A 13616-nucleotide genomic window follows, 5' to 3' on the forward strand; every position below is an offset into this window, starting at 1 on the left:
CTTTCCGTCCCCGGGCGGTCCCCTGGGGGATCGGCGCCAGGGGGCAACCGGCACCCCGCTCGGGGCCTGCCGACAGCAAGGAGGCGACAGTGATCAACCGATTCGACCCTGAGCGAGAGGTCATCGTGGTGGGGGCCGGCCCGGTGGGCCTGACCGCCGCCCTGCTGCTGGCCGACGCCGGCGTGCGGACCACCGTGGTGGAGAAGGCCACGGCCCCCGGTGACCTGCCCCGCGCGATCAGCCTGCAGGACGAGTCGTTCCGGGTCTTCGACCAGCTGGGCATCGCCGACGCCCTCAAGGCCGAGTCCCTCCTGGACACCGGCAGCCGCTACTTCGGCCTCGGTGAGTGCCTGCTGGCCGAGGCGCGCCCCATGCCCTCCCGGCTGGGCCATCCCGCCAAGACGCAGTTCGACCAGCCGATCCTCGAGCAGCTGCTCTTCGACCGTGCCCTGGCCCACCCGGGCCTGGAGGTGCTGCTGGGCACCGAGGCAGTCCGGTTGTCCCAGGACGCCGACGGCGTCACCCTCGAGGTGGACTCCCCCGAGGGGGCCCGCACCCTGACCGCCAACTGGCTCATCGGCGCCGACGGCGGGCGCAGCTTCACCCGCTCCGCCCTGGGCATCGAGCTGATGGGCTCCACGCAGCCGCAGCGCTGGATCGTCATCGACCTGCTCAACGAGCCCGTCCAGCGTGACCCGTTCGCCGAGTTCCACTGCGACGGCGAGCGCCCCTACGTCCTCGTGCCGGGCCTCAACGGCCGTCTCCGGCTCGAGTTCATGCTCTTCGACCACGAGGACGGGGACGAGATGACCTCCCCGGACATGATCCGGGAGCTGCTCCGCCCGTTCCGCCCCTCGCTGGACCCCGCCGATGTCCGCCGGGCGGCCGTGTACGTCGCGCACCAGCGGGTCGCACGGTCCTACCGCTCGGGCCGGGCGTTCCTGGCCGGCGACGCGGCGCACCTGATGCCCCCCTTCGCCGGGCAGGGGCTCAACGCCGGTGTCCGCGACGCCTCCAACATCGCCTGGAAGCTCATCGAGGCGGTGCGAGGCGGTGCCACGGAACGGCTCCTCGACACCTACGAGACCGAGCGCCGGGTCCACGGGGCCAAGATGATGACGCTCTCGCGCCGCATCGGCGCCGTCGTCATGGCCACGCATCCCCTCGCCACCCGGGCCCGGGACCTCACGGTGCAGCTGCTGCGCAAGGCCCCGGCCGTGCACGCCTACCTCGCCAACATGCGTTTCGTCACCCCGCCGGACTACTCGGAGGGTCTCGCGGTCCGGCCCGACGCGCGGTCGGCGAACCTGCCGGGGGTGACCGTGGGGCGGGCGCTGGGCCAGCCCAGGGTCACCCCCGTCACGGGCGCCCCCGCCGCCGATGGCTCCCCCGGTTCTCCCGGCACCGCCGATCGGGCCGCGGGCCTCGACGCCTTCCTGGGCCGGGGCTGGTCGGTGATCGGACTGGGCGCCGACCCCGTCGGACTGGACCCGTACTTCACCGCGATCGGCGCCACGCTGGTCCGCCTCGATTCCCCCCGCGGCTCCGGGGCCCCGGCACGCCCGGACGGGGCCGGCGTCGTCCGCGTCCGGGAGGACCGCGAGACCCTGACCGCGGGACTGCCCGCGGAACCGGTGTTCGTGGTGGTCCGGCCGGACCACTACGTGGCCGCGGTGTTCACCCCCGGTGACCAGGACCGCGTGGTGCGGGAACTGCGCACCCACCTCGACGACCGCGTCCGCGCGGCCCGCCAGCCGACCGCCTGATCGCCCGCCCCGCCCCAGGCCCCGAACCACGTTTCCAGGAGGACCCATGACCGTCATCAGCACCCCGCCGGCCGCCCAGCCGACGAACGGCGACCTGTACTGGGCGGAGCACTACCCGCCGATCACCGAGGACGACGAGACGCTGCGCCAGATGGTCGCCGGCGCAGAGGCCCCGGTCCTGCTGGCCGCCGTGGCCACCGCCCTGCAGGACACCTCCCTGCTGCTGCCGGAGCTCTCCCCGCCGCTGCCGCCCATGGGGACCGCGCTGCAGCCCCACGGTGGCCTGGACGCCGAGCAGGTGGCCCGCGCCCAGGACCTGGCCCTGGAGGGGTTGCGCCGGCTGCGGGACGAGCGTCCGGAACCGGTGACGCAGCTCAGCACCGAGCAGGCCGACACGGTCCTGACCTGGTTCACCGGTGGCCGCGCCGCGCGGGACCCGAACTGGATGGGCCAGATGAAGCATGAGTTCGCGCTGGCGCCGGACCGCAACGGTTCCCCGGACTGGCACTACGACGACTACCGCTCGGACGCGGACAGGGCGGACACCGACGCGTTCGAGACCCTGATCGTGGGCGCGGGGATCTCCGGGATCGCCGCCGCCTACCGCCTCCAGGAGGCCGGGCTGCCCTACAGCTGGATCGAGGCCTCGCACCGCGTGGGCGGCACCTGGTGGAAGAACCACTACCCCGGCGTGCGCCTGGACACCCCCACCTACGGCTACAGCTTCTCCTTCGCCCAGCGCGTGGACTGGCCGCACCAGTTCGCCCAGGGCCACGAGGTCCTGGACTACCTGGAGACCGTGGCCGAGAAGGCCGGGTTCACCGAGCAGATCGAGCTGAACACCTCACTCGTGCGCGCCGTGTGGGACGAGGACTCGGCCACCTGGCTGGCCACCACCCGCACCGCCGAGGGCCGGGAGCAGACCCGTCGCTACAACGCGATCATGACCGGCGTGGGCCAGCTGGACCACCCGCACATCCCCGAGTGGCCGGGTCAGGACTCCTTCGGCGGCGCCCAGATGCACTCCCAGGAGTGGGACCACTCCGTGGACCTGCGCGGCAAGCGCGTCGCCGTGATCGGCAGCGGTGCCAGCGCCTACCAGATCGTGCCCGCGATCGCCGACGAGGTGGAGCGGCTGTACCTGTTCCAGCGCAGTGCCCCCTGGATGCTGCCGGCACCGACCTACCACGACCCGATGTCCGAGACCGCGGACTGGCTGCACGCCAAGGTGCCCGGCTACGGCCAGTTGTTCCGCCTCTGGGTGACCGCCGGCGGCGTCGAGGGCCGGATGCACATCGCCACCGCCCAGGAGGGCTGGGAGGGTGCGCCACTGAGCGTCTCCCGGGCCAACGAGGAGTTCCGCCAGGCCATCATCCGGCGCATGGAGGGGCAGTACGAGGGCCGCCCGGACCTGCTGGAGAAGGCCATCCCGCACTACCCGCCGTCCGCCAAGCGCATGCTGCGCGACAACGGCGTCTGGGCGGCCGCGCTGAGGTCCCGGCAGACCGAGGTGATCTCCGAGGGACTGGAGTCCTTCACCCCTCACGGGCTGGTGACCGGGGACGGTCGCGAGCTGGAGGTGGACGTGGTCATCTACGCCACCGGGTTCCGGCCCTCCGACTACCTCGACCCGATCGAGATCATCGGCCGCGGCGGCGTGGAGATCCACGACTACTGGGGCGGTGACGCGAAGGCCTTCGCCGGCATCACGGTGCCCAACTTCCCCAACTTCTTCATGCTGATGGGCCCCAACACGGGCGGCGTGGTGGCCGGGGGCCTGCACTTCATGATCGAGCGGGCCGCGGAGTACACGGTGGAGGCCATCCACCAGCTGCTCGAGCGCCGGGTCCGCGCCCTGGACCTGAAGCAGGAGGCCCTGGACCGGCACATCCGCTGGGTGGACGCCGAGAACTCCCGCATGACCTGGGGCCAGCCCTACGTGAAGACCTGGTACAAGAACCGCTTCAACCGCGTCTCCCAGGTGTGGCCCTTCCAGACCACCGAGTACTGGGGGATCACGGCGGGCGTGGCGGCGGACGACTACGAGTTCCTGGCGTGACGGGACCCGCCGGCCCGGTCACCGGACTGGACGCCGTCTTCCGCTACGCCCGCAGGGCGGACCCCGCCGACCGCTTCTCCGAACCGGCACCGGTGCGCCGGGACGGGGCCGCGTCCGGCACCGCGGAGACCGCCACCGCCTTCCCCCAGGCCCCCGGTGCCCTGAACGCGCTGCTGGGCGGGGCCAACGGCGAGCTGGAGCAGTCCGAGTCGGCGTTCCAGCTGCGGGTCCAGGCCCCGGACGGCGCCCGCGGGCTGCCCGTGGTGGTGTTCATCCCGGGCGGAGGGTTCCTCTCCGGCACCGGCAACGCCCGGTGGTTCACCTCCCCCGCCCTGGTCCAGGCCGGGCAGACCGTGCTGGTGACCGTGAACTACCGGATCGGCGCCCTGGGCCACCTGGGCCCGCGGGGTGACGCCCACGAGTCCCAGCGCCCGCTGCGTGACCTGATGGAGGCGCTGCACTGGGTCCGGGACGAGATCGCCGCCCTCGGCGGGGACCCGGGCAACGTCACCCTCGCCGGGGACTCCGCCGGCGCCTGGTACGCCTATGCCCTGGCCGCAGAGCCACGGGCCGCCGGGCTGTTCCGCCGGCTCGCGCTCATCAGCCTGCCCTGGGAACCCCCGCTCACCCCGGAGGCCCTCGGTGACCGGTGGGCGCTCATGAGCGCATCGCTGGTCGACTCGGGCGGGCTGTCCGAGGCTCCCCTCGACGCCCTGCTGGGCGCCCAGACGGACCTGGCCCGGGCCTACGCCGGCCGCGGCATGGCCCTCATGCCCGCAACCGGCGGTGCGCTCACCGCGGACCTGCACGACTACGCTGCCTCCGCGGCCCGGTTGCACGTCGAGTCCCTGCTGCTGCTGTCCACCTCGGAGGAGGCGACCGCGTTCCTGCGGCCCGCTCCCGAGCGGGCCTTCCCACCGGAGGCCGTGGACGGCTTCCTGCACGCCCGCTTCGAGGACCCGGCCGCCGTCGCCGCCTGGATCGACCGCAAGCGTCCCGGGGCCTCGGGCAAGGAGCGCATGGCGGAGGCGATGACCCTGCACCAGTTCCGGCTGGCCCACCTCGAACTGGCCGGTGCCGCCAGCGGCGCGGGCCTGGAGGTGCACCTCGGGGGGTTCTCCGTGCAGAGCCCGCTGCCCGGGGCCGGCAGCCCGCACTGCATGCCGCTGCCCTTCCTGTTCGGTGACCGGGCCTGCTGGGCGGACGCCCCCATGCTCGAGGGGCTGCCCCCCGAGGTCTTCGAGGCCACGGCCTCCGGGCTGCAGGAGTGGTTGCTGGGCTTCGTGCGGGACGGCCGGCCCCGCGCCGCCGGGGAGCAGGTGGCACCCTTCGCCCCCGAGGACCCGCGGCGCCTGGAGTTCGACGGCGACGCCCCGCAGGTGCGGGTGCCCGGGGAGGCGGGCCTGGTGGCCCGGCGCTGAGGACCCCGGAGGGCGACCGTGGCCCAGGACCGGGCCGGTCGGGACCACAGGAACGTCACACCACCAGGAGCGTCACACGAAGGAAGGGCGGGGCCGGACGGCCCCGCCCTTCCTTCGTGTGAGGAGGCACGGGAGACGCGGGGAGACGGGGTGCGGATCGCGCCGCCGACAGGTCCTCGGTGTGTCTCGGTATGTCCGCGCGCGTCCCCGCGCGTCGGCTCAGGCGTTCCCGGCGCCGAACAACCCGGTCAGCCGGCCGACGTCGGGCAGGTCCTGGAACGAGGCCACCGCGGCGGCGGCCTGCTCGGCCCGAGCGGCGTCGAGCCGCCCCGAGAAGGCGGCGTTGAGGCGGTACTTCTCCAGGATCTGCCCGTGGTCCAGGGGCGCATGGTGGACGTCCCCGAGCGGGGAGTCCACGCGCTCGCGGTGCACGGTGCCGTCGGACAACCGGACCTCCACCTCCGCGGTGAGGACCTCACCGTCGTCGAGGGTCCCCCGGATCTCGATGCGGTCCAGGAGCCGCTGGACGCGAGGATCAGCCATCGCCTCCGGGGCCAGGTGCTCGGGCCGGACGGTGCCGAAGGCGAGCGCCGCGGCCGCCGTGTAGTGGATGCTGAAGGCGGCGGACACCTCGGGACAGTCCCCCGCCTCGAACCTCTGCCCCACGAAGCCCGCCGCCGTGCGGGGGGTGACGTGGACGACCACGCGCTCGATCCGCTCGGCGCTCACGCGTGCGTCCCGCAGCAACCGGGTGCAGGCGTCCAGGGACGGCTGGGCCGCCCGGCAGCAGGACCACGGCTTGATCACCGCGTCGGCATAGAACGCCTCCCCCAGCCGCTCGAGCATCACCTCCGGGTCGGGGTCCGCGCAATAGGTCTGCAGGAAGCCGAAACGCCCGCCGATCGGGTCCTCGGGGCCGGTCACCCCGGCCGCCGCCATCTCCGCCGCGGTGATCGCGTTGCGGGCCGCGAAGGCCATGGGCAGCTTGAAGGCGCTGGCGTGGTCGAAGATGCTGGCGACGGTCCCGGCCAGCTGGTTCACGGCGAGGCCGAGGGCGTGCCGGGTGCGCTCCTCGTCGAGGCCCATCAGCAGGCAGGCGACGACGGTCGCCCCCACCCCGTTGACGGTGCCGGTGTTGTCCTGCCCGGAGTAGACGTCGAATCCCGAGCCGAAGGCCAGCCGGGCCGCGATGTCCTCCCCCACGAGCAGTGCGGTGAGGACCTCCCGGCCCGTGGAGCCCTGCCGCTCACCGAGCGCCAGGGCGACCGGCACCGTGGTGCCGGTGATGTGCGCGGCGACCTGCCGCCGGCCCGGCCCCTCGGCACCCACCGGTTCGAAGTCGAAGGAGCGCATCAGTGCCGCGTTGAGCATCGCCGCGTGGTGGGCCGGAAGGCGGCGGCCGTCGCCGAGGACGGTCGAGTCCGGCCGGCCGCCCCAGGCGGCGACACCGTCCACCAGCTCCTGCATGCCGGGGGCCCGGTGACCGGCGACGATGTTCCCCAGCCCGTCCAGCAGGCGATGGCGGGCCCGCCGCAGGACGGTGTCGTCGAAGTCCTCGTACCGCACCCGGTGGGCGTGCCGGACCAGTCGGTCCGTCAGGGTCCGTTCCGCCGTGGCGAGGCCCCCGGCCTCGCCCGCACCGGCCGCCATCTCAGGCGTCCGCCTTCGGCCCGTGACCGGCGTCCACGGTCTGGCGGGGCGTGTTCCGGGTGGCGATGCGCTTGGTCACCTTGAAGCGGGCACGCTCCACGTGGGTGTTCTGCATCCCCTCCGCCCCCTCGGGCACCACGCGGATGCAGACCAGGCCGGCCACGAGCACGGCGATCCAGAAGACACCCACCAGGGGCAGCCCGCCGGCGATCATCAGGCCCGTGACGATCATCGGGGTGAAGCCGGCGCCCAGGGTGGAGGCCAGCTGGTAGGACAGCGAGGCGCCGGTGTACCGCACCCGGGGCGGGAACAGCTCGGAGATGAACGCCCCGATCGGGCCGGCCAGGATGCCCTGGACCAGGCCGTTGCCGATGAGGATCGCGACGACGAACAGCCACGGGTCGCCACTGGTGAGCATCACCAGGATGGGCCACGCCAGCACGACCCCGGCCACGGCGCCGACGGTCAGGACGGTCCGGCGACCGATCCGGTCACTCATCCGGGCCGCCATGAAGGAGACGGCCACGGTGACCACCGCGGCGGCGCCCTTCCAGTTCAGGACCCACTCGCGGCTGATGCCGTCGTTGACCGCCTGGGCCACGCCCCAGGAGGTGAGGATGCCCTGGCAGGCGTAGAAGCCGAGGCTGGCGACCAGGGTCAGGGCCACGGTCCTGGAGTGGCGGGTGACGATCTCGGCCAGCGGGGTCTTCCGCGTCTCCTCGAGCTGTTCCGCCTCGGAGGCGAGCTTCTCGAAGACCGGGGACTCGGCGACCTTGAGGCGGACCACCATGCCGATGAGGATCAGCACGGCACTGAGCAGGAAGGGCACGCGCCAGCCCCACTCGAGGAAGGCGTCACCGGTCAGCGCCGACGTCGCGGACACCACCAGGGTGGCCAGCAGGCCGCCGGCGGGGCCGCCGGCGTTGGCGAATGCCGCCGCGAACCCTCGCCGGGAGGCCGGGGCGTGCTCCAGGGCCATCAGCGTGGCACCACCCCACTCGCCGCCGACGGAGATGCCCTGCACCATGCGCAGCAGCACCAGGACCACCGGGGACAGCCAGCCCAGGACCTCCGGGGTCGGCAGCAGGCCGATGGCGATCGTGGCGATGCCCATCATCATCATCGACACGACGAGCATCTGCTTCCGGCCCACCCGGTCCCCGAAGTGGCCGAACACCACGCCGCCCAGGGGACGGGCCAGGTACCCGGCTGCCAGGGTGCCGAACGAGGCGAAGAGCGCCAGCGCCGGGTCCAGGTCGGAGAAGAACACCTTGTCGAAGACGATCGAGGCCGCCGTCGCGTACAGGATGAAGTCGTAGTACTCGATGATCGAACCGAGCATGCTCGACCCGAGCACGCGGCGCAGGTCCTTGGTGTTCAGGGTGTCATTCGGCGCCGGCGGCTGGGCGCCGGCAGGGGTCTTCGGGGTCTGGTGCATGATGTCCAACTTCCGGGCGCCGGTTCGGCACGGGGGTGGCGGCCGCCGCCCGGGGGTCCGGGCAGCGGCCTCGTCAGGCTACGAGGGGATCGCGCCCGGGACGGGGCGCGCGTGAGGACGTGGGTCAGGCCGACGTCAGGCGGCGGACGACCGGAGGGATGCCGAAGTCGCGGAAGTCCAGGGGACGGTACTCGCTCCACATGTTCCACCAGTTGTCCTCGGCGCCCCAGATGACCGGCTCCCGGCCGTCGTCGTAGATCTGCTCCAGGTCCGTGTACAACTCCACGACGGCGCCGGAGTGCTCTACATAATAGGCCGCGATGTTGTGACCCGCGCCATGGCGGACGGGGCCCCAGATCAGGTCCCGGCCGACCTTGTTCAGCCGGTCACCCAGCTTGGCCAGGTCCGCCACCGACTGGGTCTGCCACGCGTGATGGTGGAAGGTGCCCTTGCCGGGCAGCAGCGCGATGCCGTGGTGGTCCGGGTTGCACCGCATGAAGTAGGCGTAGTCGTCACCGATCACGTCGGAGAGCCGGAAGTCCAGGACACGCTGCAGGAACTCCATCATGGAGCGCGTGTCGCGCGGGTGGAAGTTGAGGTGGCCGTAGCGGTCAGGGCCGAAGCCCTTCAGCGGGGCCACGTCCGGCTGGCGCCCGATCGTGATCTCGAAGACCCAGCCCTCCGGGCCGACGAAGCTGAACCCGTCCTCGACCCCGGCCGTGCGGGTCGACTCGACGAGGACCTCCAGGTTCTCGTCCTCGACGCGGCGGCGGATGGTCCGCAGGGCGTCGCCGTCCCGGGCGACCAGCCCGAGGGAGTCCACGCCGTTGACGTCCGACGCCCGGTAGATGAGCTCGTGGTGGACGTCGCCCGCCGCCAGGTAGGCGGCGTCCCCGGACTGCTCGGTCACGCGCAGTCCGAGCAATTGGGTCGCGTCCCAGATGGAGGCGTCGAGATCCGTCGTCTGGATCCCCACGTGGCCCATCTCGCTGATCAGTCCCCAGGACATGTCTGTTTCCTCATTCCTCTCGTGGCGGGTGACACCGGGCGTCACCCGGCCGGTCCGGCGTGGCTCAGTGGGCGACGGCGACGGGTCGGGTGGCCTGGTCGGCGGCCGGGATGCCGGCCTCCTCGAACAGCGCGCGGTACGCGCCGGTCTCGCCCTTGCCCTGCGCCTTGCGGTGGTCGAGCCCGCGGGCGCGCCCGACGGAACCGAGGTAGAACCGCTCGTAGAGCTCGTTGCGCGAGCCCAGTGCCGACCCGGCGAAGTCCCACGCGGTGCGGAAGATCCGGGCGCGCTCCCGGGCGGTGATGCCCTGGGCGCCGGGCAGGTAGCGTTCCACGAGGGGGCCCAGCCGGGGGTGGTCGAAGGCGGCCGCCGTGGGCGTGGCCAGCAGGTTGTGCGAGCCCAGGGTCTTGATGATGTCGTTCACCCGGGCCATCCACAGCGGCATCATGGTGCGCAGCGAGGAGATGTCGTCGTGGCAGAACCAGGCGCCTCCGCCCCAGTCCGAGGAGTTCACCTCGGCCGAGTGGACCACGGCCCGGGCGATGCGCAGGTAGGAGTAGATCTCGCCCAGCATCGCGGCGGTGTCCGGCTTCGTGTCCGTCCCGGTGGCCTTGGCCATCTGCACGCACAGGTCGTACGCGAACTCCAGCTTCACGCAGGCCCGGATGGCGGTCTGCTGCTGGGTGTTGCCCGTCGCCGTGCCCGCGTTGATCCGGTTGTAGACGTCCAGGTTGCCGTCGATGAACACCCGGTGCCAGGGCACCAGGACGTCCTCGAAGATCACCACGGCGTCCTGCTCGTCGAAGCGGGCGGAGAACGGACGGTCCACCACGTCCATGTCCACGGCGTACGGGTCGCGGCACACGGAGACCACGCCCGGGGTGTTCACCGGGATGGCGAAGGAGATGGCGTACTCCTCGTGGCCCGGACGGATCGGCGTGGCGGGGTAGACGTAGAGCTCATCGGCGATCGGGCCCAGGGTGGCGAGCATCTTGGCCCCGCGGACGACCACGCCGGCGTCGGTCCGGTCCACGACCCGCAGGGTCAGGTCCTCGTTGACGCCCTCGAACTCCCCGACGGACTTGTCGATGGCCGCGTGCACGATGGTGTGGGTCAGGGCGAGGTCGCCGTCGATCACCTCGCGTTGGTAGGCCGCCAGGCGGTCGTGGAACACGGGGTCGCCGTACTGCTCGAAGATGTCCCGCCGGGCGACATGACCGGCCAGCACCACGTTGACGTAGTCCGGCGTACGGCCGAGCATGCCCACGGAGTAGCGGGCGAGGCGGTCGAACGCCGCGTGCCGGCGGTCGATGTCCTGGGCGCTGCGCGGCAGCAGGTGCGAGACGTTCATCTGCCCACCGTGGGGGGCCGGCATGAGGACCTCGTCGGCGTGGGCGTGCTGGTAGTCGAAGTACCCCGCCATCCCCTCGACGGAACGCGCCATGGCCGGGTGGGTGGTGATGTCGACCTGCTCATCCCCCAGCCACACCTCGCGCCCGTCGTCCAGGCCTGCCTTGTACTGGGCTCCAGTCCTCGCGGTCATCTCGTCTCCCGTCCCTCTGTAGTGCATTTTGCACCAGATAATATTTTCTCTAGGCATGAGTGTACGAGTTCGATGTGAGCTAGGCAATACTTCCAAGCGAGCCGTGTGCCTCGGATTTGTGAGAATGCATTCTCCACACGGGCGCGCCAGCATATTTTCTGCTGTCCCATATGCAGAGTTCCCGCCTAGACTGGGTCCATGGCCAAGCGAACCGACGCAGAGACCCTGTCCAAGCACATCCGGGACGAACTGCGCACGAACATCCTCAAGGGGCAGTGGGCCCCCGGGGGCCGGCTCCAGCTCAACCAGCTCTCGGAGCAGTTCAACACCTCATCGACCGTGGTCCGGGAGGCCCTGACGCGCCTGGCCGGGGACCGCCTCGTGGTCCTGCGGCCCAATCGCGGCTTCTTCGTGCCGACGCTGTCCCTGGACGAGCTGCGGGACCTCACGGAGCTGCGCGTGGTCAACGAACAGTTCGCCGCCACGCTGGCGATCGACCGGGGCGACCTGGGCTGGGAGGGCGAGCTGATGGCCGCCCACCACCGGATGGAGAAGACCCCGAGCCGCGACGAGGACAACCGCCCGACCGCGGAATGGGCCGCGGCCCATCAGGCCTTCCACGCCCAGTTGCTGGCCGCCTGCGGCGTGCCGGTCCTGATCGACCTGACCAACACGCTGTCCGACCTGCAGCAGCTCTACAACCGCTGGGCCACGAGTGCGACCAACTGGTCCGGCCGCGACCTCTCGGCCGAGCACCAGGCGATCCTGGACGCCGCCCTCGCCCGGGACGCGGAGACTACCTGCAGCCTGCTGGCGGAGCACTACCGCGGCACCATCGAGGCGATCACCCAGCTCGGCGTGGAAGTGGGCCTGCCCGCGGCCTCGGCCTGAGCCGCCGGCAGGACGGGCACGCGCGGCCCCCACGACGATCCCCGCCCGGCCGGACCTGACCGGCCCGCCCGCCCGGACTGCACTACCCGCCCGGACCGCACCAGGGGACGGCGGGGACGGCAGGGGCCGGGAGTCCGTGCTCCCGGCCCCTGCGTTCCGGCTCGACGCGCCGGCCGCCTGCTCCCGGGACTAGCCCTCGGCCCGGTAGCGGGCCGGCCAGACGCCCTGCTTGCCCGGGGCCAGGATACCCGCCGGGTCGACCGCGTCCTTCAGCCGCTCCTGGAACCGGCGCACGGCGTGGTCGTTGTAGTCGAACCCGTCGGCGATGCGGTCCATGTAGTCCACGTGGCTGCGGTACGGGGCGTATCCCCGCCGGCGTGCGGCGTCGAGCAGGCGTTCGTACAGTGCACGCGCGCGGCCGAGCATCTCCTCGTTGCCGTTCTCGAAGTAGATCATGGTCACGTGCACCATGTGGCGCGGGTAGAGGTGGTAGCCGATGTACAGGTCGAACCCGTACTCGGTGTAGAGCTCCTTGACCTCCTGGTAGAAGTCCCACACCTCCTCGCCGCGGGCGGGCAGGATCGGCGCGGCGTCGATGTGCCCGCCGTTCTCCGCGAGGTAGTTGATCGTCCCCAGGGGCTTGAGCGTGGGCACCCCCGCCATCTGGGTGCGGTCCTTCTCGGCGATGTCCTGGTAGGCCACCCGAGCGCCCTCGGCGCCCTCGTACAGCCGGGCCGTGACGGTGAAGCCCTCGAGCCCGGCGAACCGCTCCCGGATGATCTCGAGCCGGCGCTCCGCCAGGCCCTTGTCGCCGTAGATGCCGAACTTCGCGTTCCACTGGCCGATGCCCAGCTCCTGGCGGATCTCCTCCAACCGCTCCGGCGGGATGGAGCCCTCCCCCTCGTACCAGCGGGACCGGGGGCCGTTCATGGTCACGGCACGGACCACGTTGCCGCACAGGGCGTTGTTCTGGATGACCTCCTCACGGCGCAGCTGGGTGAGGATGTCGATCAGCACCGGCATGTCCTCCTCGCGCTCCACGGTGACCTCACCGTTGACGTAGACCTCCGGCCAGGGCATCAGCCACAGGCCGATCCGGGTCACGACGCCGAGGTTGGACTGGGTGAACAGCCCGTCCAGCGTGGGCCCGAAGCCGCCCTGGAAGATCGGGCCGAGGCCGGTCCCCTCCATGGCACCCATACCGGTCCGCAGCAGCTCACCGTCCGGCAGGACGACCTCCATGCCGCAGATCTGCTTGGAGTGGTCGCCGAGCGGCGTCATGCCGTACCCGCGGTCCAGCGCGTTGCCGAGGACCGAGCCCCAGCCCAGCGCGGGCACGGAGAGCCAGACCTTCAACCCGCGCTCCTGGACGTACTCGTACAGGTCGAAGAAGGTGACCCCGGGCTCGACCACGGCATAGCAGAGCCGGTCGTCGACCTCGATGATGCGGTTCATCCGGCCCAGGTCGAGGGCGACCATGCGCTCCCCGCGCGGCTCCGGCCCGCCGTAGCCCAGGTTCTTCCCGCGGGAGAACGTCCACAGCGCCGTACCGGTCTCGGCGGCCAGCCGCACGAGCGCCTGCACCTGCCCGGTGTCCGCCGGACGCACGCCGGGCCAGGTGGAGCGGCCGGGGACCAGCGGGTACGGGTCCCGGTAGCCGTCCTCGGCGCCGGGACGGATCACGTGCTCGGCACCGACGATCTCCTCGGCACGGCGCAGGAACTCCTCCTGGCGGTCCTCGACCTCGGGCCCGCGGGCCACGGTCAGTTCAGTCATCTCCATACCTCTCTTACGGCAACTGGTGCGGGTCGCCCGCCGCGCGTCCTGCAGCGGCGGGCG

9 protein-coding genes are annotated in these 13616 nt (G+C 72.0%); 4 read left to right on the plus strand and 5 right to left on the minus strand.

Going from position 1 to position 13616, the window contains the following annotated elements; all coding sequences use genetic code 11:
- Positions 1–89 precede the first annotated feature (89 nt).
- Genes PLJ28_RS07400 through PLJ28_RS07410 form a run of 3 tightly spaced genes read left to right on the plus strand, consistent with a single transcriptional unit; the run spans position 90 to position 5246 of the window.
- A complete protein-coding gene (locus PLJ28_RS07400) occupies positions 90–1766 on the plus strand; it encodes an FAD-dependent monooxygenase (RefSeq protein ID WP_298044193.1) in 1677 nt (558 codons plus the stop codon).
- A gap of 46 nt (positions 1767–1812) precedes the next feature.
- Positions 1813–3825 carry a flavin-containing monooxygenase gene (locus PLJ28_RS07405; RefSeq protein WP_298044192.1) on the plus strand — a complete coding sequence of 671 codons (2013 nt, stop codon included), beginning with the start codon at positions 1813–1815 and terminating at the stop codon, positions 3823–3825.
- A complete protein-coding gene (locus PLJ28_RS07410) occupies positions 3822–5246 on the plus strand; it encodes a carboxylesterase family protein (protein ID WP_324590010.1) in 1425 nt (474 codons plus the stop codon). Before PLJ28_RS07405 ends, PLJ28_RS07410 begins: the two co-directional genes overlap by 4 nt.
- A gap of 219 nt (positions 5247–5465) precedes the next feature.
- On the opposite strand, the gene PLJ28_RS07415 is transcribed toward PLJ28_RS07410, so the two are convergent.
- The 4 genes from PLJ28_RS07415 to PLJ28_RS07430 form a co-directional block, all read right to left on the minus strand.
- Positions 5466–6896 carry an MmgE/PrpD family protein gene (locus PLJ28_RS07415; RefSeq protein WP_298044189.1) on the minus strand — a complete coding sequence of 477 codons (1431 nt, stop codon included), beginning with the start codon at positions 6894–6896 and terminating at the stop codon, positions 5466–5468.
- Between the two features lies 1 nt (position 6897).
- Entirely contained in the window at positions 6898–8334 is a 1437-nt protein-coding gene (locus PLJ28_RS07420; protein WP_183529014.1) for an MFS transporter, read from the minus strand.
- A 124-nt stretch (positions 8335–8458) separates the two neighbouring features.
- On the minus strand, positions 8459–9343 hold the full coding sequence (locus PLJ28_RS07425) for a VOC family protein (protein WP_183529016.1): 885 nt from the start codon (positions 9341–9343) through the stop codon (positions 8459–8461).
- Between the two features lie 64 nt (positions 9344–9407).
- Positions 9408–10886: a 4-hydroxyphenylacetate 3-hydroxylase N-terminal domain-containing protein gene (locus PLJ28_RS07430; RefSeq protein WP_183529018.1), complete on the minus strand. Its 1479-nt coding sequence runs from the start codon at positions 10884–10886 to the stop codon at positions 9408–9410.
- Positions 10887–11084: 198 nt separating this feature from the next.
- Here PLJ28_RS07430 and PLJ28_RS07435 point away from each other — a divergent pair, with 198 nt between their 5' ends.
- Positions 11085–11777, plus strand: a complete 693-nt coding sequence (locus PLJ28_RS07435) for a GntR family transcriptional regulator (protein ID WP_183529020.1) — start codon at positions 11085–11087, stop codon at positions 11775–11777.
- Between the two features lie 189 nt (positions 11778–11966).
- Here the strand turns inward: PLJ28_RS07435 and PLJ28_RS07440 are convergent, their stop codons facing one another.
- Positions 11967–13553 (minus strand): FAD-binding oxidoreductase, encoded by a 1587-nt coding sequence (locus PLJ28_RS07440; protein WP_183529022.1) that lies wholly within the window; start codon positions 13551–13553, stop codon positions 11967–11969.
- Between the last annotated feature and the right edge of the window lie 63 nt (positions 13554–13616).

The organism is Citricoccus sp. (genome assembly GCF_035445025.1).
Classification (GTDB): domain Bacteria; phylum Actinomycetota; class Actinomycetes; order Actinomycetales; family Micrococcaceae; genus Citricoccus.